This window comes from Streptomyces africanus, from assembly GCF_030816955.1.
GTDB lineage: Bacteria > Actinomycetota > Actinomycetes > Streptomycetales > Streptomycetaceae > Streptomyces > Streptomyces africanus.
Genome location: NZ_JAUSYP010000001.1, coordinates 6,387,913 through 6,414,548, shown reverse-complemented (window position 1 = coordinate 6,414,548; position 26,636 = coordinate 6,387,913). Strand labels below are relative to the sequence as shown.

General features: G+C 66.5%; 14 protein-coding genes, 1 tRNA gene and 3 rRNA genes. 3 read left to right on the top strand and 15 right to left on the bottom strand.

All coding sequences use genetic code 11. The features are described 5' to 3' along the window. Positions 1 to 54: 54 nt before the first annotated feature. Together QF034_RS29795 and QF034_RS29790 are read right to left on the bottom strand one after the other, a co-directional pair. Positions 55 to 735: a response regulator gene (locus QF034_RS29795; protein ID WP_059418393.1), complete on the bottom strand. Its 681-nt coding sequence runs from the start codon at positions 733 to 735 to the stop codon at positions 55 to 57. Positions 736 to 1,042: 307 nt separating this feature from the next. Further along, positions 1,043 to 6,514: a HAMP domain-containing protein gene (locus tag QF034_RS29790; protein WP_307177790.1), complete on the bottom strand. Its 5,472-nt coding sequence runs from the start codon at positions 6,512 to 6,514 to the stop codon at positions 1,043 to 1,045. Between the two features lie 378 nt (positions 6,515 to 6,892). Between QF034_RS29790 and QF034_RS29785 the strand changes: the two genes are divergently transcribed. Next, positions 6,893 to 9,646, top strand: a complete 2,754-nt coding sequence (locus QF034_RS29785; RefSeq protein ID WP_307177789.1) for a SpoIIE family protein phosphatase — start codon at positions 6,893 to 6,895, stop codon at positions 9,644 to 9,646. A gap of 43 nt (positions 9,647 to 9,689) precedes the next feature. Here the strand turns inward: QF034_RS29785 and QF034_RS29780 are convergent. From QF034_RS29780 to thyX, 8 genes are all read right to left on the bottom strand, one after another. After that, positions 9,690 to 9,765, bottom strand: a tRNA-Thr gene (locus QF034_RS29780). Positions 9,766 to 9,839: 74 nt separating this feature from the next. Further along, entirely contained in the window at positions 9,840 to 10,502 is a 663-nt protein-coding gene (locus tag QF034_RS29775; RefSeq protein ID WP_307180005.1) for a DegT/DnrJ/EryC1/StrS family aminotransferase, read from the bottom strand. Between the two features lie 114 nt (positions 10,503 to 10,616). Further along, positions 10,617 to 10,733, bottom strand: a 5S ribosomal RNA gene (gene rrf / locus QF034_RS29770). A gap of 72 nt (positions 10,734 to 10,805) precedes the next feature. Continuing rightward, positions 10,806 to 13,929, bottom strand: a 23S ribosomal RNA gene (locus QF034_RS29765). A 303-nt stretch (positions 13,930 to 14,232) separates the two neighbouring features. Next, positions 14,233 to 15,760, bottom strand: a 16S ribosomal RNA gene (locus QF034_RS29760). The 16S, 23S and 5S rRNA genes sit together here, the layout of an rRNA operon. Before the next feature lie 502 nt (positions 15,761 to 16,262). Beyond that, a complete protein-coding gene (locus QF034_RS29755) occupies positions 16,263 to 17,948 on the bottom strand; it encodes a ribonuclease J (RefSeq protein WP_307177788.1) in 1,686 nt (561 codons plus the stop codon). Between the two features lie 154 nt (positions 17,949 to 18,102). Next, the gene (gene dapA, locus QF034_RS29750; protein WP_307177787.1) at positions 18,103 to 19,002 is read right to left on the bottom strand and encodes a 4-hydroxy-tetrahydrodipicolinate synthase; all 900 of its coding nucleotides are present in this window, start codon (positions 19,000 to 19,002) and stop codon (positions 18,103 to 18,105) included. A 211-nt stretch (positions 19,003 to 19,213) separates the two neighbouring features. Further along, positions 19,214 to 19,954, bottom strand: a complete 741-nt coding sequence (gene thyX / locus QF034_RS29745; RefSeq protein WP_020273646.1) for an FAD-dependent thymidylate synthase — start codon at positions 19,952 to 19,954, stop codon at positions 19,214 to 19,216. 177 nt (positions 19,955 to 20,131) lie between these two features. On the opposite strand from thyX, the gene QF034_RS29740 reads away from it, so the two are divergent. Together QF034_RS29740 and QF034_RS29735 are read left to right on the top strand one after the other, a co-directional pair. Then, positions 20,132 to 20,374, top strand: coding sequence for a hypothetical protein (locus QF034_RS29740; RefSeq protein ID WP_307177786.1), 243 nt, complete (start codon positions 20,132 to 20,134; stop codon positions 20,372 to 20,374). Positions 20,375 to 20,486: 112 nt separating this feature from the next. Beyond that, positions 20,487 to 21,041: an SCO5741 family PH domain-containing membrane protein gene (locus QF034_RS29735; protein ID WP_307177785.1), complete on the top strand. Its 555-nt coding sequence runs from the start codon at positions 20,487 to 20,489 to the stop codon at positions 21,039 to 21,041. A 101-nt stretch (positions 21,042 to 21,142) separates the two neighbouring features. Here QF034_RS29735 and QF034_RS29730 read toward each other — a convergent pair whose 3' ends face one another. From QF034_RS29730 to rpsO, 5 genes are all read right to left on the bottom strand, one after another. Then, on the bottom strand, positions 21,143 to 21,598 hold the full coding sequence (locus tag QF034_RS29730) for a tetratricopeptide repeat protein (protein WP_086563214.1): 456 nt from the start codon (positions 21,596 to 21,598) through the stop codon (positions 21,143 to 21,145). Positions 21,599 to 21,611: 13 nt separating this feature from the next. Further along, a complete protein-coding gene (dapB, locus tag QF034_RS29725) occupies positions 21,612 to 22,364 on the bottom strand; it encodes a 4-hydroxy-tetrahydrodipicolinate reductase (protein WP_086563213.1) in 753 nt (250 codons plus the stop codon). 27 nt (positions 22,365 to 22,391) lie between these two features. After that, on the bottom strand, positions 22,392 to 23,771 hold the full coding sequence (locus tag QF034_RS29720) for a M16 family metallopeptidase (RefSeq protein WP_307177784.1): 1,380 nt from the start codon (positions 23,769 to 23,771) through the stop codon (positions 22,392 to 22,394). Next, positions 23,768 to 25,984: a polyribonucleotide nucleotidyltransferase gene (locus tag QF034_RS29715; protein ID WP_086563210.1), complete on the bottom strand. Its 2,217-nt coding sequence runs from the start codon at positions 25,982 to 25,984 to the stop codon at positions 23,768 to 23,770. The genes QF034_RS29720 and QF034_RS29715 overlap by 4 nt, the downstream gene beginning before the upstream one ends. A 305-nt stretch (positions 25,985 to 26,289) precedes the next feature. Next, a complete protein-coding gene (gene rpsO / locus QF034_RS29710) occupies positions 26,290 to 26,577 on the bottom strand; it encodes a 30S ribosomal protein S15 (RefSeq protein WP_010042739.1) in 288 nt (95 codons plus the stop codon). Positions 26,578 to 26,636 lie beyond the last annotated feature (59 nt).

The window sequence follows — 26,636 nt, the reverse complement described above, 5'->3', positions numbered from 1 at the left end:
AGAGGCACAGAACTGACGCGGGTTCATGGGCGCGCAACCGCGCCTGCCCGGGCGTCAGTTCTGCGAGGACACCGACGACGTGCTTCCGGTGCCGGGCTCCAGTGCGTCCAGCGCCCGCCGCAACCCCGTGAGCTTGCGCTCCAGATGAGCCGCCGTGGCCACCGCCGCCGCGTCCGTCGAGTCGTCGTTGAGCTGCTTGGTCAGCGCCTCGGCCTGCTCCTCGACGGCCGCGAGCCGCGCGGAGAGCTCGGCGAGCAGCCCGGCCGACTCCTTGGCCTCGCCGTCCGCGTCCTTGCCGTTGCCCTCCAACTGGAGCCGCAGCAGCGACGCCTGCTCACGCAGCTGGCAGTTCTTCATGTACAGCTCGACGAAGACGGAGACCTTCGCGCGCAGCACCCACGGGTCGAACGGCTTGGAGATGTAGTCGACCGCGCCCGCCGCGTAACCCCGGAAGGTGTGGTGCGGCCCGTGGTTGATCGCGGTGAGGAAGATGATCGGGATGTCCCGGGTCCGCTCCCGCCGCTTGATGTGCGCGGCTGTTTCGAAGCCGTCCATACCCGGCATCTGGACATCCAGCAGAATGACCGCGAAGTCGTCCGTGAGCAGCGCTTTGAGCGCTTCCTCCCCGGACGATGCCCGCACCAGCGTCTGATCGAGCGCAGAGAGGATCGCCTCCAGCGCAAGCAGATTCTCCGGCCGGTCATCGACCAGGAGGATCTTGGCCTTCTGCACCATGGCCCGCCCTCCTCGCCCCGGCGTGGGGCCTCCCCTGTCCGCAGGACCTGGGGTTGCACCGGTGGGTGCCGCCCCAGGGGACGACTCCCTTGCGCCGCCCGTCCTTGTGCCGGTCATCGTAGCCGCACCCCGCCTGTCGCCACACCCTGTCACCGTGATGTCACTGTGCTCGTAGCAGAAACGCAGCAGGAGACCAGAAGGTTCCCCAGATCTCGTACTTCTACACGACTATGCGCACACTGAGTTCGCAACTCCGTGTGAACACCGAACCTTCCCGCCAACGTTGCGTAACGGTCCAACGTTCCCCTCATTCCCCTCGCATCCACTGATCCATCACCGTCAGCAGGTGATCGGGGTCGACCGGCTTCGTGACGTAGTCGGAGGCGCCCGACTCGATCGCCTTCTCCCGGTCGCCCTTCATCGCCTTCGCGGTCAGCGCGATGATCGGCAGCCCGGCGAACTGCGGCATCCTGCGGATCGCCGTGGTCGTCGCGTACCCGTCCATCTCGGGCATCATGATGTCCATCAGGACGACCGCCACGTCCTCGTGCTGCTCCAGCACCTCGATGCCCTCACGGCCGTTCTCGGCGTACAGCACGGACAGGCCGTGCTGCTCCAGGACGCTGGTCAGCGCGAAGACGTTGCGGATGTCGTCGTCGACGATCAGGACCTTCTGGCCGCCGAAGCGGATGCCGCGCCGCGGCTTCGGCGCCGCCTCCTGCTCCGCCGGCGTCCACTGCTCCGGCTGCGCCGGGCGCGGAGCCAGCTCCGGCATCCTGCGCCGCCGCCGGAACAGGGCGGCCGGCCCGTTCTGCGTCTCGCGGTACGACTTGACCTCGGCCGGGGTCTCGGCCTCGACCTCGGACAGCTCGGACATGTCCGACGTCGAGGCCATCAGGTCACCGGGCTCCAGGGACGGCAGTTGCTGCTGGTAGCCCTGCGGCGGCAGTTCGCTGGGGTGCAGGGGCAGATACAGCGTGAACGTCGAACCCCGGCCCGGCTCGCTCTGCGCGTAAATCTCACCGCCGAGCAGCTGGGCGATCTCCCGCGAGATGGACAACCCGAGGCCCGTACCGCCGTACTTGCGGCTGGTCGTGCCGTCGGCCTGCTTGAACGCCTCGAAGATCACCCGCATCTTGCTGGACGCGATGCCGATCCCGGTGTCGGTCACGGAGAACGCGATCAGCTCGGCGTCCGGATCGGTCAGCGACCCGGTCTCCAGCAACTGCTCCCGGATCTTCTGCGGCACGTCGTCCCGCGCCGGCCTGATGACCAGCTCCACCGACCCGGAGTCGGTGAACTTCACCGCGTTCGACAGCAGGTTGCGCAGCACCTGGAGCAGCCGCTGCTCGTCGGTGTGCAGCGTCGCGGGCAGCTCCGGCGACACCCGCACGGACAGGTCCAGGCCCTTCTCCGCGGTCAGCGGCCGGAAGGTGGCCTCCACGTAGTCCACGAGCTGGACCAGCGCGATGCGCGTCGGGGAGACGTCCATCTTGCCCGCCTCGACCTTCGACAGGTCGAGGATGTCGTTGATCAGCTGGAGCAGGTCGGAACCGGCCCCGTGGATCGTCTCGGCGAACTCGACCTGCTTCGGGGAGAGGTTCCCCTCGGCGTTGTCGGCGAGCAGCTTGGCCAGGATCAGCAGCGAGTTGAGCGGCGTACGCAGCTCGTGCGACATGTTCGCCAGGAACTCGCTCTTGTAGCGCATCGACACGGCGAGCTGCTCGGCGCGCTCCTCCAGGACCTGCCGCGCCTCCTCGATCTCGGTGTTCTTCACCTCGATGTCGCGGTTCTGCTGGGCCAGCAGCTCGGCCTTCTCCTCCAGTTCGGCGTTGGACGCCTGGAGTGCCTTCTGCCGCTGCTCCAACTCCGCGGAGCGCTCACGCAGCTGCTCGGTCAGCTCCTGCGACTGCGCCAGCAGCAGCTCGGTCTTGGTGTTGACGGAGATGGTGTTGACGCTGGTGGCGATCATCTCCGCGATCTGGTTGAGGAAGTCCTTCTGGATCTGCGTGAACGGCGTGAAGGACGCCAGCTCGATGACGCCGAGCACCTTCCCCTCGAACAGCACCGGCAACACGATCACCTGCGCGGGCGGCGCCTCACCGAGCCCCGAGGAGATCCTCAGGTAGCCGCTGGGCGCGTTCTCCACCAGGATCGTGCGCTTCTCCGTCGCGGCCGTGCCGATCAGCGCCTCACCCGGCTGGAACGACGTCGGCATGGAGCCCATCGAGTAGCCGTACGAACCGAGCATGCGCAGCTCGTACTGGTCGTCGTCGGCGGCGTTCATGTCCTCGCCGTCGACCAGCGGCATCGCCAGGAAGAACGCGCCGTGCTGTGCGGACACCACCGGCGTCAGCTCGCTCATGATCAGCGAGGCCACGTCCTCCAGGTCGCGGCGGCCCTGCATCAGCGCGGAGATCCGGGCCAGGTTGCCCTTGAGCCAGTCCTGCTCCTTGTTGGCGATCGTGGTGTCGCGCAGGTTGGCGATCATCTTGTTGATGTAGTCCTGGAGCTCCTGGATCTCCCCGGACGCGTCCACGTCGATCTTCAGGTTCAGGTCACCGCGGGTCACCGCCGTCGCCACGCGCGCGATGGCGCGCACCTGCCGGGTCAGGTTCCCGGCCATCTCGTTCACGGACTCGGTCAGGTCCCGCCACGTGCCGTCGACGTCACGCACGCGTGCCTGCCCGCCGAGCTGTCCCTCCGTGCCCACCTCGCGGGCGACCCGGGTGACCTCCTCGGCGAAGGACGACAGCTGGTCGACCATCGTGTTGATGGTCGTCTTCAGCTCCAGGATCTCCCCGCGCGCGTCGATGTCGATCTTCTTCGTCAGGTCACCCTTGGCGATGGCCGTGGTCACCATCGCGATGTTGCGCACCTGACCGGTCAGGTTGGACGCCATCTGGTTCACGGACTCGGTGAGGTCCTTCCACGTACCGGCCACACCCGGCACGTGCGCCTGCCCGCCGAGGATGCCGTCCGTGCCCACCTCACGGGCCACCTTGGTGACCTGCTCGGCGAACGAACTCAGCGTCTTGACCATCGTGTTGATGGTGTCGGCGAGCTGCGCGACCTCACCGCGCGCCTCGATCGTGACCTGCCGCGTCAGGTCACCGTTGGCGACCGCCGCCGAGACCTGCGAGATGTTCCGCACCTGTGTGGTGAGGTTCTTGGCCATCAGGTTGACGTTGTCGCTCAGGTCCTTCCAGATGCCCGTGACACCCGGCACGTGCGCCTGACCGCCCAGAATGCCCTCGGTGCCCACCTCACGGGCCACCCGGGTCACCTGCTCCGCGAAGGAGGACAGCTGATCCACCATCGTGTTGACGGTCGTGACGAGTTCGAGGATCTCGCCCTTGGCGTCGACGGTGATCTTCTTCGACAGATCACCCCGGGCGACCGCGGTCGTGACCTCGGCGATGTTGCGCACCTGGATGGTCAGGTTGTTGGCCATGCCGTTCACGGACTGGGTGAGGTCCTTCCAGGTGCCGGAGACGCCCTGTACCTCGGCCTGGCCGCCCAGGATGCCCTCCGTACCCACCTCACGGGCCACACGCGTGACCTCCTGGGCGAACGACGACAGCTGGTCCACCATCGTGTTCAGGGTGTTCTTCAGCTCCAGGATCTCGCCGCGCGCGTCGACGTCGATCTTCTGCGACAGATCACCCCGGGCCACCGCGGTCGCCACCTGCGCGATGTTGCGCACCTGCGCGGTGAGGTTCCCGGCCATGCCGTTCACGGAATCGGTGAGGTCACGCCACACACCGGCGACGCCGGGTACCTGCGCCTGTCCGCCCAGTCGGCCGTCCGTACCCACCTCGCGCGCGACCCGGGTCACCTGGTCGGCGAAGGCCGAGAGCTGGTCCACCATCGTGTTGATGGTGTTCTTCAGCTCCAGGATCTCGCCGCGCGCGTCCACGTCGATCTTCTGCGACAGGTCGCCCCGGGCCACCGCCGTCGTCACCTGCGCGATGTTGCGCACCTGGGAGGTGAGGTTCCCGGCCATGGAGTTGACGGAGTCGGTGAGCTCCTTCCACGTGCCGGACACGCCGTCCACCTGGGCCTGACCGCCGAGACGGCCCTCCGTGCCCACGTCCCGGGCCATCCGGGTCACCTGGTCGGCGAAGGACGACAGCTGATCCACCATGGTGTTCACGGTGTTCTTCATCTTGAGCATCTCGCCGGAGACGTCGACCGTGACCTTCTGCGAGAGGTCACCGTTGGCCACCGCCGTCGTCACCTGCGCGATGTTCCGCACCTGACCGGTGAGGTTCCGGAACGCCGTGTTGACGGAGTCCGTCAGGTCCTTCCAGGTCCCGGCCACGCCCGGCACCTGCGCCTGACCGCCCAGCTCACCCTCGACACCGATCTCCCGGGCCACACGGGTCACTTCAGCACCGAAGGCGGAGAGCTGGTCGACCATCGTGTTGACGGTGTTCTTCAGCTCCAGCATCTCGCCGGCCACGTCCACGGTGACCTTCTGCGACAGATCACCGTTGGCCACGGCCGTCGTCACGGCAGCGATGTCCCGCACCTGAGTGGTCAGATTCCGAAAGACCGTGTTCACCGAATCGGTGAGGTCCTTCCACGTCCCCGCCGCACCCGGCACATTCGCCTGACCGCCGAGCCGCCCCTCGGCCCCGACCTCGTTGGCCACCCGCGTGACCTCGTCCGCGAAGATCCGCAGCGTCTCGGTCATTTGATTGATCGTCTCGGCGAGCTGCGCGACCTCGCCCCGCGCCTGCACGGTCACCTTCCGCGACAGGTCACCGTTGGCGACCGCCGTCGTCACCTCCGCGATCCCGCGCACCTGGGCGGTGAGGTTCCCGGCCATGGTGTTGACGGAGTCGGTGAGCTCCTTCCACACGCCGTCCACCCCGGGCACCTGAGCCTGCCCGCCCAGGGCACCCTCCGTGCCCACCTCACGGGCCACCCGGGTCACCTCGGAGGAGAACGCCGACAGCTGGTCCACCATCGTGTTGACGGTGTTCTTCAGCTCCAGCATCTCGCCGGCCACCTGAACCGTGACCTTCCGGGACAGATCACCCTTGGCGACCGCCGTCGTCACCAGCGCGATATCCCGCACCTGAGCGGTGAGCCGGTACGCCATCGTGTTGACGGAGTCCGTGAGATCCCGCCACGAACCCGACATACCACGCACACGGGCCTGCCCGCCCAGCTTGCCTTCGGTGCCCACCTCACTGGCCACACGCGTGACCTCGTCGGTGAACGTCGACAACTGGTCGACCAGGTTGTTGACGGTCCGCCCGACCTTCAGGAACTCGCCGCGCAACGGCTGCCCGTTCCCGTCCGGCACCTGCGTCCGCAGCTCCATACGGGGCGACAGATCACCCTCGGCCACCGCGGACAGCACCCTGCTGACCTCGGAAACCGGCCGCACCAAGTCGTCCACCAGGGCGTTCGAGTTGTCGATCGCGGTCGCCCAGGAGCCCTCGCAGGCCCCCGTCTCCAGCCGCTCGGTGAGCTTGCCCTCCCGGCCCACCATCCGCCGCACCCGCGAGAGCTCACCCGTCAGATGCAGATTGCGGTCGGCCACCTCGTTGAAAACCGCCGCGATCTCGGCCATCACGCCGTCCCCGGACACCGTGAGCCGCTTGCGGAAGTTGCCGTCCCGCATCGCCACCAGAGCGACCATCAGCCGGTTCAGGGCTGCCGTGTCCACCTCAGTCGTGCCACTGCGCACTTTTCCCTGGTTGCTCGGGGACTGTCCGCCTTTCGCGCGCGTCCTCTTGCCACGCGTCGCTGCGCCAGACTCCACTGTGTCCCTCCCGCAGGGGTCGACCATCACTGCTGTGCTGGGGTACCGCGCTCGGCGTACCGGTTACTACTGCGTATTCTCCGCCCTGCAAGCCAGGCCGTGCCCAGGGGGCTGCTGCCCCCCGTACGCAGACGACACTCAGCCTGCCCGGACTTTCACAAGAAGCTTGCCCAGTGTTTCACCCTGCCCGAACCAGGCCATAACAGTTCGGCAGCTTCGCACATCGTCCGCACACCCTCCGGACGGAAACACTGCAGACCGGCATCCGCATGGACCGCGAAGGTAAGTAACCTTGCATCCGGCTGTCCAGCCGCGCCGGTTCGTCCGGCCTGGGCGGTGGCACGAAGACGAGCGGGCATCGGAGGGGCGGCCGCACACATGACCACCGGACTGATCCCTGGGGGACAGCCCCCGGACCCCCGGCCGACGGGCGACCTGCCGCAACAGCGGCGCGAGCCGGTCGGCCACGCAGCCCAGCACGTCGAGAACCGGTCGAGGAGTTCTGTGATCACCGCGCGCGCGGCCGCCAGTTTCGAGCCTGTCGGGCGATCTGTCGCGAGCGCCCGCTCCTTCGTCCGCGACACCCTCCAGGGCTGGGGCTTCGCCGACATCGTCGACGACGCCGTCGTTCTCACCAGCGAACTGGTGACCAACGCCGTGGTACACGCCGGCACCTCCGCCGACCTGCTCTGCCTGCGCACCGACGAGGGCGTGCGCATCGAGGTGGCCGACCGGTACCCCGAGCGCGAGATCCCGCTCCAGGCCTCGGCCATCAACATGGGCAGCCCCGACCGCGAGGGCGGACGCGGCCTCCAGCTGTGCGCGGCCCTCGCCGGCCGCTGGGGCGTCGAGTACACCCCCACCCACAAGACCGTCTGGTTCCAACTCGACCTCCCCGCCAGGGTGGTGGGCACCCGCGCGGCCGGCCCGGCCCTCCCCGCCGACCTCCTCCCCCTCGCCGACGGCCGGGTCCGCGTGGCCGTCATCCAGATCGACCGCACCGGCCACATCACCGCCTGGAACGAGGACGCCGAAGACCTCTTCGGCTACCCGGCCGAGCAGGTCACCGGCAAACCCCTGACCGACCTCGCGGCCTGGCCGCACACCCCGGGCACCAGCACCGGCATCGCGGACGCTCTCCAGCTCTCCCGCTGGGAAGGCAGCTACGGCATCCGCGCCGCCAACGGCCGCGTAACCCCCGTCTACGCCTCCCACCTGCGCGTCCGCGACACCGGCGGCGAACCGTCAACCGTGTGCCTCCTGGTACGGGACCACGAACGGGCCGTTCTCCAGACACCCCTGCGCGTCCCCGCCTCCGACACGTCCACCACCTCCGAGGGCCAGAGCACCGACCCCTTCGAGGTGTTCATCGGCTACCCCGCTCCGGACGACCTCGACGGCCTCCTCCAGCGCACGGTCGAACGCGCCCGCGACATGCTCGACGGCGACTCCGCGTTCCTCCTCCTGGCCACCGACGACGAGACGGAACTGGAGGTCCGCGCCTCCACGGGCCTGCCCTCCGCCCGCCAGCGCTTCGCCCGCGTCCCCGTCGAGGCGGGCTCCGGCCGCTACGGCTCCGCCCGCATGCCGGCCGTCCACGACGACCTGACGGCGGTCCCCGGCGCGGTCCCGCTGCTGAACGGCACGGGCATGCGCTCGGTCGTCACGGTCCCGCTGAAGGTCGAGGGCCGCCTCACCGGCTCCCTCGGCGTCGCCGCCGAGGCCCCCGGCAGATACTCCAACGAGGAAGCCCTCCGCCTCCAGTTCGCCGCCGACCGCATCGCGCTCGCCGTCGAATCGGCCCGCCTCGGCGAACTGGAACGCCTGCGCCGCGGCTCCCTGAACTTCCTGGTCGAGGCCTCCGACCTGCTCGCCGGCACCCTGGACCGCGACCAGACCCTGGCCCTGATGGCCCAGATGACCGTCCCCACCCTCGCCACCTGGTGTGCCGTCTACACGATCGCCCACCAGGCCTCGGAGCCGTACCTGTCGTACGTCCTGCACGAGGACGAGGAACTCATCGACGGCATCAAGTCCCTGCTGTCGAAGGTGCCCCCGCCCGACCCGGTCCCCACCCCCGGCGCACGCGTCTGGACGGCCCCCGCCGAGGTGGCCCACCAGGCGGCCCTGCGCAGCTCCATGCGCAGCCTCGGCCTCAGCGGCGGCCCGACCCACCAGGTCACCCCCGGCATCGGCCCGACCCTCGCCACGGCATCCGCGGTGGGCGGCGAGACGGTCGTGCTCCCGCTGGTCGCCCGCAACCGCGTCATCGGCATGCTCACCCTCGGCAAGCCGACCGACGAGCACTTCCGTCAGGAGATCCTGGAACTCGCCGAGGACCTGTCCCGCCGAGCCGCCCTGGCCCTGGACAACGCCCGCCTCTACTCCGAGCGCACGGCCATCAGCCAGTCCCTCCAGCGCAGCCTCCTCCCCCCGGAACTCCCCACGATCGAGGGAGTCGAGGTCGAGGTCATCTACCGCGCAGCCGGCGAGGGCAACGAGGTCGGCGGCGACTTCTACGACGTCTTCCCCATCCGCGACGGCGCCTACGGCTTCGCCATCGGCGACGTCTGCGGTACGGGCCCGAACGCGGCGGCGGTCACGGGCCTGGCCCGCCACGCCCTGCGCCTCCTGGCCCGCGAGGGCCTCAGCGGCCCGGCAGTCCTGGAACGTCTGAACTCCGCCATCCTCGACGAAGGCGCCCGCAGCCGCTTCCTCACCCTCCTCTACGGCGAGATGCGCCCCCAGGAGGACGGCAGCGCCGAACTGAAGGTCGTCTGCGCCGGCCACCCGCTCCCGCTGCGCCTGCGCCAGGACGGCTCGGTGGAACCGGCAGCCGAACCCCAGCCGCTCCTCGGCGTCATCGACGACCTGGAACTCTACGAGCAGACGGTCACCCTGGACCCGGGCGACGTCCTCCTGTGCGTCACGGACGGCGTCACCGAACGCCGCGAAGGCGCCCGCATGCTGGGCGACGACGGCCTCGCCGACGTCCTGACGACCTGCACGGGCCTTACCGCCGGCGCCGTCGCGGCCCGCATCATGCGCGCGGTGGAACGCTTCGCGTCGGACGCCCCGTCCGACGACATGGCGATCCTGGCAATGCGCGTCCCGGGCCTCCACAAGGACTAGGACACGAAAAAGGCCCCACCCTTGAGGGTGGGGCCTTTTCTGTTGGAGCCCCCAAACGGAATCGAACCGTTGACCTTCTCCTTACCATGGAGACGCTCTACCGACTGAGCTATAGGGGCCTGTCGCTTTGCGGGGTTTCCCGCGCGGCAACGGAATAGATCATACCCCGAACAGACCCGTGCTCCCAACCACGTCAGAAAGCGGGCTGGAGAAGCCCTCCAAGGGCATTACAGGCGGACACGATCCGCTGCATGTCCCGCTTGGTCAGGGTGGCGTCCACCGGCAGTGCGAGCGTCTCGTCGGAAGCGCGCTCCGTCTCCGGGAGAGAAACACACCGCCGGAATTCGGGCAGCCGGTGCACCGGAGTCTTCACCGGCACCCGGCACTCGACTCCCCGGCCCCGCACAGCCCGTGCGAAAGCGTCCCGATCCGGCCGTCCATTGCCCGGAACGCGCACGACGTACTGCTGATAGGTGTGCCCGTCACCGTCGTCCGGCGTCCGCACACCCCTCAACTTCGCATGGAGATAAGCCGCCCGCTCCCTGCGCTGGGCTATCTCGTCGTACGGCGCCTCGGACTCCCCCTGCTCCAGCACGAGCAGCCCGTGCCGTGCTCCCAGCTCGTGCAGCCGCGCGATGTCGGCGAGCCGGCCGAAGCGGTGTACGACCACCACGGCCGCGGTCCGCGGAGTCACCGCCGCTTCCACAGCGGAGGCATCGAGGCAGTAGGTGAAGGGATCTATGTCAGCGAACACGGGCAGCGCCCCGGCCTTGGCCACGGCCTCGGCCACCTCGACGTTCCCGAAGGCCGGCACGACGACTTCGTCACCGAGTCCGACTCCGGCGGCCCTGAGCATTGCAGCAGTACCCATGCTCTGGATGCTGATCGCGCAACGTGAACTTCAAGTGACGGAGAACAAAAAAGGGCTGGGCCCGTAACCGAAGTTACGGGCCCAGCCCTGTCAATAATTGTTCGGCGGCGTCCTACTCTCCCACAGGGTCCCCCCTGCAGTACCATCGGCGCTGTAAGGCTTAGCTTCCGGGTTCGGAATGTAACCGGGCGTTTCCCCTACGCTATAACCACCGAAACACTATGAAACTGACAACCGGCACTTTGGTTGTTCGTGGTTTCAGAACCAACACAGTGGACGCGAGCAACTGAGGACAAGCCCTCGGCCTATTAGTACCGGTCAACTCCACACGTTACCGTGCTTCCATATCCGGCCTATCAACCCAGTCGTCTACTGGGAGCCTTACCCTCTCTAGGAGGTGGGAGTCCTCATCTCGAAGCAGGCTTCCCGCTTAGATGCTTTCAGCGGTTATCCCTCCCGAACGTAGCCAACCAGCCATGCCCTTGGCAGAACAACTGGCACACCAGAGGTTCGTCCGTCCCGGTCCTCTCGTACTAGGGACAGCCCTTCTCAAGACTCCTACGCGCACAGCGGATAGGGACCGAACTGTCTCACGACGTTCTAAACCCAGCTCGCGTACCGCTTTAATGGGCGAACAGCCCAACCCTTGGGACCGACTCCAGCCCCAGGATGCGACGAGCCGACATCGAGGTGCCAAACCATCCCGTCGATATGGACTCTTGGGGAAGATCAGCCTGTTATCCCCGGGGTACCTTTTATCCGTTGAGCGACGGCGCTTCCACAAGCCACCGCCGGATCACTAGTCCCGACTTTCGTCCCTGCTCGACCCGTCGGTCTCACAGTCAAGCTCCCTTGTGCACTTACACTCAACACCTGATTGCCAACCAGGCTGAGGGAACCTTTGGGCGCCTCCGTTACTCTTTAGGAGGCAACCGCCCCAGTTAAACTACCCATCAGACACTGTCCCTGATCCGGATCACGGACCCAGGTTAGACATCCAGCACGACCAGACTGGTATTTCAACGACGACTCCACACTAACTGGCGTTAGCGCTTCACAGTCTCCCAGCTATCCTACACAAGCCGAACCGAACACCAATATCAAACTGTAGTAAAGGTCCCGGGGTCTTTCCGTCCTGCTGCGCGAAACGAGCATCTTTACTCGTAGTGCAATTTCACCGGGCCTATGGTTGAGACAGTCGAGAAGTCGTTACGCCATTCGTGCAGGTCGGAACTTACCCGACAAGGAATTTCGCTACCTTAGGATGGTTATAGTTACCACCGCCGTTTACTGGCGCTTAAGTTCTCAGCTTCGCCACCCCGAAGAGTGACTAACCGGTCCCCTTAACGTTCCAGCACCGGGCAGGCGTCAGTCCGTATACATCGCCTTACGGCTTCGCACGGACCTGTGTTTTTAGTAAACAGTCGCTTCTCGCTGGTCTCTGCGGCCACCCCCAGCTCAGAGCGCAAAGCTCATCACCGGATGTGGCCCCCCTTCTCCCGAAGTTACGGGGGCATTTTGCCGAGTTCCTTAACCATAGTTCACCCGAACGCCTCGGTATTCTCTACCTGACCACCTGAGTCGGTTTAGGGTACGGGCCGCCATGAAACTCGCTAGAGGCTTTTCTCGACAGCATAGGATCATCCACTTCACCACAATCGGCTCGGCATCAGGTCTCAGCCTTGTGTGCGACGGATTTACCTACCGCACGGCCTACACCCTTACCCCGGGACAACCACCGCCCGGGCTGGACTACCTTCCTGCGTCACCCCATCACTCACCTACTACCAGATTGGGTCACCGGCTCCACCACTTTCCTTTCCCCGAAGGGTCCGGAACGGCTTCACGGGCTTAGCATCACTGGATTCGATGTTTGACGCTTCACAGCGGGTACCGGAATATCAACCGGTTATCCATCGACTACGCCTGTCGGCCTCGCCTTAGGTCCCGACTTACCCTGGGCAGATCAGCTTGACCCAGGAACCCTTAGTCAATCGGCGCACACGTTTCTCACGTGTGAATCGCTACTCATGCCTGCATTCTCACTCGTCAACCGTCCACAACTACCTTCCGGTGCTGCTTCACCCGGCAGACGACGCTCCCCTACCCATCACAGCCGGCGTTGGCCGTATATGCTGCAATGACACGACTTCGGCGGTACGCTTGAGCCCCGCTACATTGTCGGCGCGGAATCACTAGACCAGTGAGCTATTACGCACTCTTTCAAGGGTGGCTGCTTCTAAGCCAACCTCCTGGTTGTCTGTGCGACTCCACATCCTTTCCCACTTAGCGTACGCTTAGGGGCCTTAGTCGATGCTCTGGGCTGTTTCCCTCTCGACCATGGAGCTTATCCCCCACAGTCTCACTGCCGCGCTCTCACTTACCGGCATTCGGAGTTTGGCTAAGGTCAGTAACCCGGTAGGGCCCATCGCCTATCCAGTGCTCTACCTCCGGCAAGAAACACACGACGCTGCACCTAAATGCATTTCGGGGAGAACCAGCTATCACGGAGTTTGATTGGCCTTTCACCCCTAACCACAGGTCATCCCCCAGGTTTTCAACCCTGGTGGGTTCGGTCCTCCACGAAGTCTTACCTCCGCTTCAACCTGCCCATGGCTAGATCACTCCGCTTCGGGTCTTGAGCGTGCTACTAAAATCGCCCTATTCGGACTCGCTTTCGCTACGGCTTCCCCACTCGGGTTAACCTCGCAACACACCGCAAACTCGCAGGCTCATTCTTCAAAAGGCACGCAGTCACGAGAATGAAGACAAGTCTTCATTCCGACGCTCCCACGGCTTGTAGGCACACGGTTTCAGGTACTATTTCACTCCGCTCCCGCGGTACTTTTCACCATTCCCTCACGGTACTATCCGCTATCGGTCACCAGGGAATATTTAGGCTTAGCGGGTGGTCCCGCCAGATTCACACGGGATTTCTCGGGCCCCGTGCTACTTGGGTGTCTCTCAAACGAGCCGCTGACGTTTCGACTACGGGGGTCTTACCCTCTACGCCGGACCTTTCGCATGTCCTTCGCCTACATCAACGGTTTCTGACTCGTCTCATGGCCGGCAGACCATGAAAGAGAGATCCCACAACCCCGTATACGCAACCCCTGCCGGGTCTCACACGCATACGGTTTGGCCTCATCCGGTTTCGCTCGCCACTACTCCCGGAATCACGGTTGTTTTCTCTTCCTGCGGGTACTGAGATGTTTCACTTCCCCGCGTTCCCTCCACACTGCCTATGTGTTCAGCAGCGGGTGACAGCCCATGACGACTGCCGGGTTTCCCCATTCGGAAACCCCCGGATCAAAGCCTGGTTGACGACTCCCCGGGGACTATCGTGGCCTCCCACGTCCTTCATCGGTTCCTGGTGCCAAGGCATCCACCGTGCGCCCTTAAAAACTTGGCCACAGATGCTCGCGTCCACTGTGCAGTTCTCAAACAACGACCAGCCACCCATCACCCCACCCTTTACAGGCGAGTTCACTGGGGCCGGCACTGAGGAAAGTTCATTCCCTCAGACACCCAACAGCGTGCCCAACACACTCCCCGCTTCCCTCAACGTTCCACGCTCTTGCGAGCAGTACTGGAAGGAGAAGACGATCAAGTGTGCCGAGTAGTCAACGTTCCACCCATGAGCAACCAGCATCAGACATTCGCTGATGTACTGGCCTCTGACCCGGACTAGGTCCGAGTAAGAAGTGCTCCTTAGAAAGGAGGTGATCCAGCCGCACCTTCCGGTACGGCTACCTTGTTACGACTTCGTCCCAATCGCCAGTCCCACCTTCGACAGCTCCCTCCCCACAAGGGGGTTGGGCCACCGGCTTCGGGTGTTACCGACTTTCGTGACGTGACGGGCGGTGTGTACAAGGCCCGGGAACGTATTCACCGCAGCAATGCTGATCTGCGATTACTAGCGACTCCGACTTCATGGGGTCGAGTTGCAGACCCCAATCCGAACTGAGACCGGCTTTTTGAGATTCGCTCCACCTCGCGGTATCGCAGCTCATTGTACCGGCCATTGTAGCACGTGTGCAGCCCAAGACATAAGGGGCATGATGACTTGACGTCGTCCCCACCTTCCTCCGAGTTGACCCCGGCGGTCTCCCGTGAGTCCCCAGCACCACAAGGGCCTGCTGGCAACACGGGACAAGGGTTGCGCTCGTTGCGGGACTTAACCCAACATCTCACGACACGAGCTGACGACAGCCATGCACCACCTGTACACCGACCACAAGGGGGACCCTGTCTCCAGGGTTTTCCGGTGTATGTCAAGCCTTGGTAAGGTTCTTCGCGTTGCGTCGAATTAAGCCACATGCTCCGCCGCTTGTGCGGGCCCCCGTCAATTCCTTTGAGTTTTAGCCTTGCGGCCGTACTCCCCAGGCGGGGCACTTAATGCGTTAGCTGCGGCACGGACAACGTGGAATGTTGCCCACACCTAGTGCCCACCGTTTACGGCGTGGACTACCAGGGTATCTAATCCTGTTCGCTCCCCACGCTTTCGCTCCTCAGCGTCAGTATCGGCCCAGAGATCCGCCTTCGCCACCGGTGTTCCTCCTGATATCTGCGCATTTCACCGCTACACCAGGAATTCCGATCTCCCCTACCGAACTCTAGCCTGCCCGTATCGACTGCAGACCCGGGGTTAAGCCCCGGGCTTTCACAACCGACGTGACAAGCCGCCTACGAGCTCTTTACGCCCAATAATTCCGGACAACGCTCGCGCCCTACGTATTACCGCGGCTGCTGGCACGTAGTTAGCCGGCGCTTCTTCTGCAGGTACCGTCACTTTCGCTTCTTCCCTGCTGAAAGAGGTTTACAACCCGAAGGCCGTCATCCCTCACGCGGCGTCGCTGCATCAGGCTTTCGCCCATTGTGCAATATTCCCCACTGCTGCCTCCCGTAGGAGTCTGGGCCGTGTCTCAGTCCCAGTGTGGCCGGTCGCCCTCTCAGGCCGGCTACCCGTCGTCGCCTTGGTGAGCCATTACCTCACCAACTAGCTGATAGGCCGCGGGCTCATCCTGCACCGCCGGAGCTTTCCACCACCAAGAGATGCCCCTAGTGGTTGTATCCGGTATTAGACCCCGTTTCCAGGGCTTGTCCCAGAGTGCAGGGCAGATTGCCCACGTGTTACTCACCCGTTCGCCACTAATCCCCACCGAAGTGGTTCATCGTTCGACTTGCATGTGTTAAGCACGCCGCCAGCGTTCGTCCTGAGCCAGGATCAAACTCTCCGTGAATGTTTTCCCGTAATCGGGATGAACACCACGAGAGCGGAACAGCCAGGCGGAATAAGCCCGGCCGTTCACAGCGTCCTCGCTGTGTTTTTTCAAAGGAACCTCGCCCCAGCAGATGCTGGAGACGGGGTATCAATATATCTGGCGTTGACTTTTGGCACGCTGTTGAGTTCTCAAGGAACGGTCGCTTCCTTTGTACTCACCCTCTCGGGCTTTCCTCCGGGCGCTTCCCTTCGGTCTTGCGTTTCCGACTCTATCAGATCTTTTCTCGACCCGATTTCCTCGGTGCTTTCCAGGTTCCCGCTTCCGCGTTTCCCTTTCCGGCGGTTCCGACTTTATCAGAAGTTCTGAGTCGGATTTCCCTTCCTCGGCCGGGCATGGTCCCCGTGCCTGAGTCGGCCGGGTGCCCCTTCGGAAGGAGTTGTAAACCTACTGGAGCGGGGCTCCTCGATGCAAATCGAGGGGCCCCGCTCCCAGTTGGCGCCTGCTCAGGCCCGACGGACCGTCAGACCTCCACCACCACAGGCAGGATCATCGGCCGGCGCCGGTACGTGTCCGAGACCCACTTGCCGAGCGTGCGGCGGACGAGCTGCTGGAGCTGGTGGGGTTCGACCACGCCGTCCTGGGCGGAGCGCTCGAGTGACTCCGTGATCCTGGGGATCACGTCACTGAAGGCGGAGTCCTCGATGCCGGAGCCGCGGGCCTGGATGTGCGGGCCTCCGGTGATCTTCCCGGTGGACGAGTCCATGACCACGAAGACCGAGATGATGCCCTCGTCACCGAGGATCTTGCGGTCCTTGAGGGCCGGCTCCCCCACATCGCCGACCGAGAGTCCGTCGACGTAGACGTAACCCGCCTGGACCTTGCCGGAGATCTTGGCCTTGCCCTCGACGAGGTCGACGGCGACGCCGTCCTCGGCGATCACGATGCGGTCGTGCGGGACGCCGGTCAGGGCGCCCAGCTCGGCGTTGGCGCGCAGGTGGCGCCATTCGCCGTGCACCGGCATCAGGTTCTTCGGGCGGCAGATGTTGTAGAAGTACAGCAGCTCGCCCGCGGAGGCGTGGCCGGAGACGTGGACCTTGGCATTGCCCTTGTGGACCACGTTGGCGCCCCAGCGGGTGAGGCCGTTGATCACGCGGTAGACCGCGTTCTCGTTGCCGGGGATCAGGGACGACGCGAGGATCACCGTGTCGCCCTGGACGATGCGGATCTGGTGGTCCCGGTTGGCCATCCTCGACAGGGCGGCCATGGGTTCGCCCTGGGAGCCGGTGCAGACGAGGACCACCTCACTGTCCGGGAGGTCGTCGAGCGTCTTGACGTCCACGACCAGGCCCGGGGGGACCTTCAGGTAGCCCAGGTCACGTGCGATGCCCATGTTGCGGACCATGGAGCGTCCGACGAAGGCGACGCGGCGGCCGTACTCGTGCGCCGCGTCCAGGATCTGCTGGATGCGGTGGACGTGGCTGGCGAAGCTCGCGACGATGATGCGCTTGCGGGCACTGGCGAAGACCTGGCGCAGGACGTTGGAGATCTCCCGCTCGGGCGGGACGAAGCCCGGGACCTCGGCGTTCGTCGAGTCCGAGAGCAGGAGGTCGATGCCCTCCTCGCTCAGGCGTGCGAATGCGTGGAGGTCCGTGAGGCGGTTGTCCAGCGGGAGCTGGTCCATCTTGAAGTCGCCGGTGTGCACCGCCATGCCCGCCGGGGTGCGGATGGCGACGGCCAGCGCGTCGGGGATGGAGTGGTTGACGGCGACGAACTCGCAGTCGAACGGGCCGATGCGCTCGCGGTGCCCTTCCGTCACCTCGAGGGTGTACGGGCGGATGCGGTGCTCCTGGAGCTTGGCCTCGATGAGGGCGAGGGTCAGCTTGGAGCCGATCAGCGGGATGTCGGGCTTCTCGCGCAGGAGGAAGGGGACGCCGCCGATGTGGTCCTCGTGGCCGTGCGTGAGGACGATGCCCTCGATGTCGTCGAGGCGGTCCCTGATGGACGAGAAGTCCGGCAGGATCAGGTCGATTCCGGGCTGCTCCTCCTCGGGGAAGAGCACTCCGCAGTCGACGATCAGCAGGCGGCCGCCGTACTCGAAGACCGTCATGTTCCGGCCGATTTCGCCGAGGCCGCCGAGCGGGGTGACCCGCAGGCCGCCTTCGGGGAGCGGCGGGGGCGGGCTGAGTTCGGGATGCGGATGACTCAAAAGACTCTCCTCAACCACGCGCGCCACGTACCGGTAGGGCACGTGGCGCGCGTGACGTTCGTGCAGAAGCAGTTGTCGTGTGGGTGGTGCGGGCACCGGTGGCCCGCTTATTCAGTTGTGAAGCAGGTGCGCGGGGGCCGCGCGAAGTCTGATGTCAGAGCTGTACCCCGCCGGCGGCAAGATCGATCTTGAGTTGCTCGATCTCCTCGGGCGCGCATTCGACCATGGGGGCGCGCAGGGGCCCGCCGGGCAGGCCCTTCAGGGCGAGCGCCGCCTTGGTCGTCATCACGCCCTGGGTGCGGAACATGCCCGTGTAGACCGAGAGCAGCTTCTGGTGGATCTCGGTGGCCTTCTGGACGTCGCCCGAGGTGTACGCGTCGACCAGGGCGCGCAGCTCGGGGGTGACGACGTGGCCGACGACCGAGACGAAGCCGACCGCGCCCACGGAGAGCAGGGGCAGGTTCAGCATGTCGTCGCCGGAGTACCAGGCGAGGCCGGAGCGGGCGATGGCCCAGCTCGCTCGGCCCAGGTCGCCCTTGGCGTCCTTGTTGGCGACGATCCGGGGGTGCTCGGCGAGGCGGACGAGCGTCTCCGTGTTGATCGGGACGCCGCTGCGGCCGGGGATGTCGTAGAGCATGACCGGCAGCTCGGTGGCGTCGGCGACGGCCGTGAAGTGCCGGTAGAGGCCCTCTTGCGGGGGCTTGTTGTAGTACGGGGTCACGAGGAGCAGGCCGTGTGCGCCGATGCGCTCCGCCGCGCGGGCGAGTTCGATGCTGTGGTGGGTGTCGTTGGTGCCGACACCGGCCACCACGTGGGCCCGGTCGCCGACCGCCTCCAGGACCGCCCGTACGAGATCCCTTTTCTCCGCATCGCTGGTGGTCGGCGACTCGCCCGTGGTGCCGTTGATGACTAGGCCGTCGTTGCCTGCGTCCACGAGGTGGGTGGCGAGCCGCTGCGCGCCGTCGAGGTCGAGTGCGCCGTCCGCCTTGAAGGGCGTGACCATGGCGGTGAGGACCCGCCCGAAGGGGGTCTGCGGAGTCGAGGTCGGAGCCATGGGTTACACGCTACTCGTTGCTCAGGACCGGGTCTGCCCAAGGGGGAGGCGACAAGTCGTGACAAAGGTGGAGCCCGGCACTGCCTGCTCGGGGGTTCAAGCAGTGCCGGACCCGTTTGATCAGGCTAGATGAACTTCGCGAAATGCCGCAATACGGACACTTCATGCGGCTGAACCGTACATCTGTACCTGATCGGGGAACCGGGGCGCGTTACGGCGCCACGCGTCCGTTCGCATTGAAGGCCGCGTAGGTGAGCGGCATGAGCCGGGCCCACTCGGCCTCCATCTTCTCCCCGACCATCTCGATCTCGCGCTGCGGGAAGGACGGGACCTTGGCCAGCTCGTGCTGGGTGCGCAGGCCGAGGAAGTGCATCAGCGAGCGGGCGTTGCAGGTGGCGTACATCGAGGAGTACAGGCCGACCGGGAGGACCGCGCGGGCGACCTCGCGGGCGACGCCGGCGGCGAGCATCTCCTGGTAGGCCTCGTACGCCTGCCGGTAGGAGTCCTCCATCACGCGGCCGACCAGCTCCTGCTGGGCCTGGGTGCCCTCGACGAAGACGTACTTGCCGGGGCGGCCCTCCTGGACGAGCTTGCGGGACTCGTCGGGGACGTAGAAGACCGGCTGGAGCTCCCGGTAGCGGCCGCTCTCCTCGTTGTACGACCAGCCGACGCGGTGCCGCATGAACTCGCGGAAGACGAAGATCGGGGCGCTGATGAAGAAGGTCATCGAGTTGTGCTCGAAGGGGCTGCCGTGCCGGTCCCGCATCAGGTAGTTGATCAGGCCCTTGGAGCGCTCGGGGTCCTTGTTCAGCTCGTCCAGGGACTGCTCGCCGATGGTCGAGACACGGGCGGCGAACAGGACGTCCGCGTCGGACGCGGTGTGCTTGACCAGCTCGACGGTCACATCGCTGCGGTAGCCGGGCTTGGGGTCGTCGGCGGGGGTGTCGGTCACGGTTGGCAGGGCCTTCCCATCTCGTCGTGTGGCGACGCCACTCTACGGCCCGGCGAAATGCGTGCGATCGGTGGCGTGCCGCAATGAAGTCGGTGAAACAGGGCACCACTGAGGGAGTTCGTTCGTCTTAACGGACGAGAGTGATTCGTTCCATCCTCGAAGGGAGAAGCACCCCTGATGTTCGGTCGGCGTGAACCCGTACCGTTTGCCTTCGTTGCTGAGGCCGACAGGTTCCGCAGTAATGTCACTCCCCCACCGCGTGAGCGGCTGTCCTTTGGCCAGATGGCCGGGCGCTGGCTGCTGGGTATGACCATCGTGGCGGGGCTCGTGGGTTCCCTGGTCATCGGGACGCCCGCGCTGTCGACGGGCGACCAGCAGGCCTCGCAGCCCCAGCAGTCGCAGGCGTCGCAGAAGAACTGAGCCGCCGCAGACCGGCGATGACTCCATCCGGCCCCCCGCCAGTGGTGACCGGGGACACAGATCGGTAGCCTCACCGGGCACAGCCCACGCATGGATCGAGTGAGGACCAGCCGTGCCCCTGCCCTTCCTGACGGCCGACCGCGTTTTCGAGGCGACGGACGACATTCCGCTGCCGTACGACGACCGTGACCGCTGGCGGCGGCCGTACCGGCCCGGGCCCTGGCGGGTGGGGGCGGCGGCGCTGGCGCTGCTGCTCGCCTCGTTCGTGCTGTTCGCGGCGGTCATCATCGCGGCGACGGCCGAACTGGCCTCGGGCGGTGTGGTCTTCGCGCTCGCGCTGCTGGTCATCGCCGGGGCGCTGCGGCTGCTGCGCGTGGGCGTGTGGGTGAGCGCGCGCGGGCTGCGGCACGTGGGCTTCCTCACGACCCGTACGGCGTCCTGGAACCAGGTCGCCGCCGTGCGCACGGTGCAGCAGCCGGTGCGCTGGCTGGGGCTGCCCCGGACGGTGCAGGGGCAGGCGCTGCTGCTCGTCCGGCAGGGGCAGTCGCCCGACGGTGGGTCGGCGCTGCTGACCACGCACAACGCGGACTTCGTGGGCCGGTTGGAGGCTTTCGACCGGGCGGCGGACGCGGTGGAGGCGTGGGCGGACGAGTACTGCCCGCACTGACGTTTCCGGGGTGACCCCGGATTCTCGTGCCGGAGGGGCCGGACCGTTCGCGGTCCGGCCCCTCCGGCACGAGGTCCGGCGTGAGCGTGAGTGGGTGCGGTTCAGGCCGTCTCGGGCTGTTTGCCGTCGTGCAGGGCGATTGCGCGTTGCATCGCCTTGCGGGCGCGCGGGGTGTCGCGGGCGTCGTGGTAGGCGACGGCGAGGCGGAACCAGGTGCGCCAGTCGTCGGGGGCGGCCTCCGTCTCGGCCTTGCGCCGGGCGAAGACCTCGTCGGCCGAGTCCCGGTCGATCCGCCCGCTGGGCGTGCGCCTCAGTTCGTCGACGGGCAGGCCGCCCTCGGCGTCGAGTTCGGCGGCGAGGGCGTTCGCCCTGCGGACGAACTGGGTGTTCTTCCACAGGAACCACAGGCCGATGCCCGGCAGGATCAGCACCGCGACCCCGAAGGTGACGGTGAGGGGCGTGCCGGTCTCGATGAGCAGGACGCCGCGGCTGCCGACCAGGACGAAGTAGACGACCAGGACGGCGGCCGTGAGGGCGTAGGTGAGCTTCGCGCGCATGACGGTCAGGGACTCAGCTCAGGTCCAGGAAGTGTTCCAGGCCGAAGGTCAGGCCCGGGACGCTCCCCACACGGCGGGCGCCGAGCAGGATGCCCGGCATGAAGCTGCTGTGGTGCAGCGAGTCGTGCCGGACCGTCAGGGTCTCCCCCTCGGCACCGAGCAGGACCTCCTGGTGGGCGAGCAGGCCGCGCAACCGGACGGCGTGCACCGGCACTCCGTCGACGTCGGCGCCGCGGGCACCGTCCAGGGCGGTGGCCGTGGCGTCCGGGGCCGGGGCCGAGCCGGCGGTGCGGCGGGCCTCGGCGATGAGCTGGGCGGTGCGCGTGGCGGTGCCGGAGGGGGCGTCCACCTTGTTCGGGTGGTGCAGCTCGACGACCTCGACGGACTCGAAGTACGGGGCGGCGATCTGCGCGAACTTCATGGTCAGGACGGCCCCGATGGAGAAGTTCGGCGCGATGAGCACGCCCGTCTCCGGGGACTGCTCCAGCCAGCCCTTCAGCTGCGCGAGGCGTTCGTCGGTCCAGCCGGTGGTGCCGACGACCGCGTGGATGCCGTGGCGTACGCAGTAGTCGAGGTTGGCCATGACCGAGTCGGGCGTGGTCAGTTCGACGGCGACCTGGGCGCCGGTCTCGGCCAGCGTCTCCAGCTTGTCGCCGCGGCTCAGCGCGGCGACCAGTTCCATGTCCTCGGCGGCCTCGACGGCCCGGACCGCTTCCGAGCCGATCCGGCCCTTGGCGCCGAGGACCGCCACGCGCAGCTTGCTCATCTCTTGTGCTTCCTTCACCAGGGGTTGTCAGGCGACGGCGTCGTGCAGGCGGGTCGCCTGTTTGTCCTTCAGCGGGCCGATGACCGACAGGGAGGGCCGCCGTCCCAGGATCTCGCGGGCGACCGAGCGGACGTCGTCCGGGGTGACCGAGGCTATCCGCGCCAGCATGTCGTCGACGGACATCTGCTCGCCCCAGCACAGCTCACTCTTGCCGATACGGTTCATCAGCGCGCCGGTGTCCTCCAGGCCGAGGACCGTGGAGCCCTGGAGCTGGCCGATCGCGCGCCCGATCTCGTCGTCCGAGAGGCCGTGCTCGGCGACGTGGTCGAGTTCGTCGCGGCAGATCTTCAGCACATCGTGCACCTGCGACGGCCTGCACCCCGCGTACACGCCGAACAGGCCGCAGTCGGCGAAGCCCGAGGTGTACGAGTACACGCTGTAGGCCAGGCCGCGCTTCTCGCGGACCTCCTGGAAGAGGCGGGACGACATGCCGCCGCCGAGGGCGGTGTTCAGCACACCCAGAGCCCAGCGGCGCTCGTCCGTGCGCGACAGGCCCGGCATGCCGAGCACGACATGGGCCTGCTCGGTCTTGCGGTCGATCAGCTCGACCCGGCCGGCGGTGCGCAGGGCACGCCGGCCGCTGCGCGGGGCGACGGGCTCGGCGACGGGTTCCTTGAAGGCACCGGCCTTCTCGAAGGCGGCGCGGACCTGGCGTACGACCTTGGAGTGGTCGATGTTGCCGGCGCACGCGACCACGAGGTGGGTCGGGTCGTAGTGCTTCTTGTAGAAGCGGCGGATGCGGTCGGCGGTGAGGGAGTTGACCGTGGCGACCGTGCCGAGGACCGGGCGGCCGAGGGGGTTGTCGCCGAACATGGTGTGCGCGAACAGGTCGTGCACGCAGTCGCCCGGGTCGTCCTCGGTCATGGCGATCTCTTCGAGGATGGCGCCGCGCTCGATGTCGACGTCCTCTTCGAGGATGAGCGAGCCGGTCAGCATGTCGCTGACGACGTCGATGGCGAGCGGCAGGTCGGTGTCGAGCACGCGCGCGTAGTAGCACGTGTACTCCTTCGCCGTGAACGCGTTCATCTCGCCGCCGACCGCGTCGATCGCGGAGGAGATGTCCAGGGCGGACCTGCGGCTCGTGCCCTTGAAGAGCAGGTGCTCCAGGTAGTGCGTGGCGCCGTTGAGCGCGGGCGTCTCGTCACGGGAGCCGACGTGGGCCCAGATGCCGAAGGTGGCCGAGCGGACCGAGGGGAGGGTCTCGGTGACGATGCGCAGGCCACCGGGGAGGGTGGTCTTGCGGACGACGCCGATGCCGTTGGTGCCCTTGATCAGGGTTTGGGTACGGGCGACGGCCCGCGCCTCCGAGGAGGTGCGGGCCGTCGCCGTCGAGCTGGTCGACGTCACTGGTCGGTGTCGTCCTTCTTGTCGTCGTCGCCTTCGCCCTCGATCACGGGGATGAGGGAGAGCTTGCCGCGCGAGTCGATCTCGGCGATCTCCACCTGGACCTTCGCGCCGACGCCGAGGACGTCCTCGACGTTCTCCACGCGCTTGCCGCCGGCGAGCTTGCGGATCTGCGAGATGTGCAGCAGACCGTCCTTGCCCGGGAGCAGCGACACGAAGGCGCCGAAGGTGGTCGTCTTCACGACCGTACCCAGGTAGCGCTCGCCGACCTCGGGCATCGTCGGGTTGGCGATGCCGTTGATTGTCGTACGGGCGGCCTCGGCGGACGGGCCGTCGACGGCGCCGATGTAGATCGTGCCGTCGTCCTCGATCGTGATGTCGGCGCCCGTGTCCTCCTGGATCTGGTTGATCATCTTGCCCTTGGGGCCGATGACCTCGCCGATCTTGTCCACGGGGATCTTGACGGTGATGATCCGCGGGGCGTTCGGGGACATCTCGTCCGGCGTGTCGATCGCTTCCATCATCACGTCGAGGATGTGGAGGCGGGCGTCACGGGCCTGCTTGAGGGCGGCGGCCAGGACGGAGGCGGGGATGCCGTCCAGCTTGGTGTCGAGCTGGAGGGCGGTCACGAACTCCTTGGTGCCGGCGACCTTGAAGTCCATGTCACCGAAGGCGTCCTCCGCACCGAGGATGTCGGTGAGGGTGACGTAGTGCGTCTCGCCCTCGATCTCCTGGGAGATCAGGCCCATGGCGATACCGGCGACGGGGGCCTTCAGCGGCACACCGGCGTTCAGCAGCGACATGGTGGAGGCGCAGACCGAGCCCATGGAGGTCGAGCCGTTCGAGCTGAGCGCCTCGGAGACCTGGCGGATCGCGTAGGGGAACTCCTCGCGCGTCGGCAGGACCGGGATCAGGGCGCGCTCGGCGAGGGCGCCGTGACCGATCTCGCGGCGCTTGGGGGAGCCGACGCGGCCGGTCTCGCCGGTGGAGTACGGCGGGAAGTTGTAGTTGTGCATGTAGCGCTTGCGGGTCACCGGCGACAGCGTGTCCAGCTGCTGCTCCATGCGGAGCATGTTCAGGGTGGTGACGCCCAGGATCTGGGTCTCGCCACGCTCGAACACCGCGGAGCCGTGGACCCGCGGGATCGCCTCGACCTCGGCGGCCAGCGTGCGGATGTCGGTGACACCGCGGCCGTCGATGCGCTTCTTCTCCTTGATGACGCGCTCCCGGACCAGGGTCTTGGTCAGCGAGCGGTACGCGGCGGAGATCTCCTTCTCGCGGCCCTCGAACTCCGGCAGGAGCTTCTCGGCGGCGAGCTGCTTGACGCGGTCCAGCTCGGCCTCGCGCTCCTGCTTGCCGGCGATGGTGAGCGCCTGGGCGAGCTCCGGCTTGACGGCGGCGGTGAGCGCCTCGAGGACGTCGTCCTGGTAGTCCAGGAAGATCGGGAACTCGCCGGTCGGCTTGGCGGCCTTGGAGGCGAGGTCCGACTGGGCCTTGCACAGGACCTTGATGAAGGGCTTCGCGGCTTCCAGACCGGCGGCGACGACCTCCTCGGTCGGCGCCTCGGCACCGCCCTTGACCAGCTGAATGGTCTTCTCGGTGGCCTCGGCCTCGACCATCATGATCGCGACGTCGCCGTCCTCCAGGACGCGGCCCGCGACGACCATGTCGAAGACGGCGTCCTCGAGCTCGGTGTGCGTCGGGAAGGCCACCCACTGGCCGTTGATCAGTGCGACGCGGACGCCGCCGATCGGGCCGGAGAAGGGCAGGCCGGCCAGCTGCGTGGACGCGGAGGCGGCGTTGATCGCCACGACGTCGTACAGGTGGTCGGGGTTGAGCGCCATGATCGTGGCGACGACCTGGATCTCGTTGCGCAGGCCCTTCTTGAAGGACGGGCGCAGCGGGCGGTCGATCAGGCGGCAGGTGAGGATCGCGTCCTCGGAGGGGCGGCCCTCACGGCGGAAGAAGCTGCCGGGGATCTTGCCGGCGGCGTACATCCGCTCCTCGACGTCCACCGTGAGCGGGAAGAAGTCGAGCTGGTCCTTGGGGTTCTTGGAGGCGGTGGTGGCCGACAGCACCATGGTGTCGTCGTCCAGGTACGCCACGGCGGAGCCGGCGGCCTGCTTGGCCAGGCGGCCCGTCTCGAAGCGGATGGTGCGGGTGCCGAAGGTGCCGTTGTCGATGACGGCCTCGGCGTAGTGGGTCTCGTTCTCCACTAGCGTTTTCTCCGTTACTTTGTCGTCTTTCGTCCCTCGCTGCCCGTGTGGCAGGGGGACGGTGGCGGAGAAGCGCTCCGTGCGGTGCGGGCCGGTCTTCGATCGAAGCACCCGGGGCTCGCTTCCCCCCGGGGGCCACTACCGAGGACCGGCGGCGGCTAGGCGCGCTTCTCCTCTTCTTCTTGTCGTGCGGTGTCGTCCGTATTGCGTTGTGCTACCACACTACAAAGCAGCGGTGACACTCCGCACGTACAGCAAAGGGAGCGGTCCCCTTTCCTGCCGGGAACCGCTCCCTTCACGGCGTCTTACTTGGCGCCCGCCGCACCGCGGCGGATGCCGAGGCGGTCGACCAGCGCACGGAAGCGCTGGATGTCCTTCTTCGCCAGGTACTGCAGCAGCCGGCGGCGCTGACCGACGAGGATCAGCAGGCCACGGCGCGAGTGGTGGTCGTGCTTGTGGGTCTTGAGGTGCTCGGTCAGGTCGGAGATCCGACGCGACAGCAGAGCGACCTGGACCTCGGGGGAGCCGGTGTCGCCCTCCTTGGTACCGAACTCGGACATGATCTGCTTCTTCGTAGCGGCGTCGAGCGACACGCGTACTCCTCATGGTCTGTGAAGGGCCACCGAGTGCCCCCGGTCTGCTTCTCGGGGGA

What these genes read in the sequence shown, in the direction of transcription:
- QF034_RS29775 (WP_307180005.1), bottom strand. Translation starts at nt 10,502, where the DNA reads ATGCTCAGGGCCGCCGGAGTCGGACTCGGTGACGAAGTCGTCGTGCCG.
- QF034_RS29795 (WP_059418393.1), bottom strand. Translation starts at nt 735, where the DNA reads ATGGTGCAGAAGGCCAAGATCCTCCTGGTCGATGACCGGCCGGAGAAT.
- QF034_RS29785 (WP_307177789.1), top strand. Translation starts at nt 6,893, where the DNA reads ATGACCACCGGACTGATCCCTGGGGGACAGCCCCCGGACCCCCGGCCG.
- dapB (WP_086563213.1), bottom strand. Translation starts at nt 22,364, where the DNA reads ATGAGCAAGCTGCGCGTGGCGGTCCTCGGCGCCAAGGGCCGGATCGGC.
- dapA (WP_307177787.1), bottom strand. Translation starts at nt 19,002, where the DNA reads ATGGCTCCGACCTCGACTCCGCAGACCCCCTTCGGGCGGGTCCTCACC.
- QF034_RS29730 (WP_086563214.1), bottom strand. Translation starts at nt 21,598, where the DNA reads ATGCGCGCGAAGCTCACCTACGCCCTCACGGCCGCCGTCCTGGTCGTC.
- QF034_RS29740 (WP_307177786.1), top strand. Translation starts at nt 20,132, where the DNA reads ATGTTCGGTCGGCGTGAACCCGTACCGTTTGCCTTCGTTGCTGAGGCC.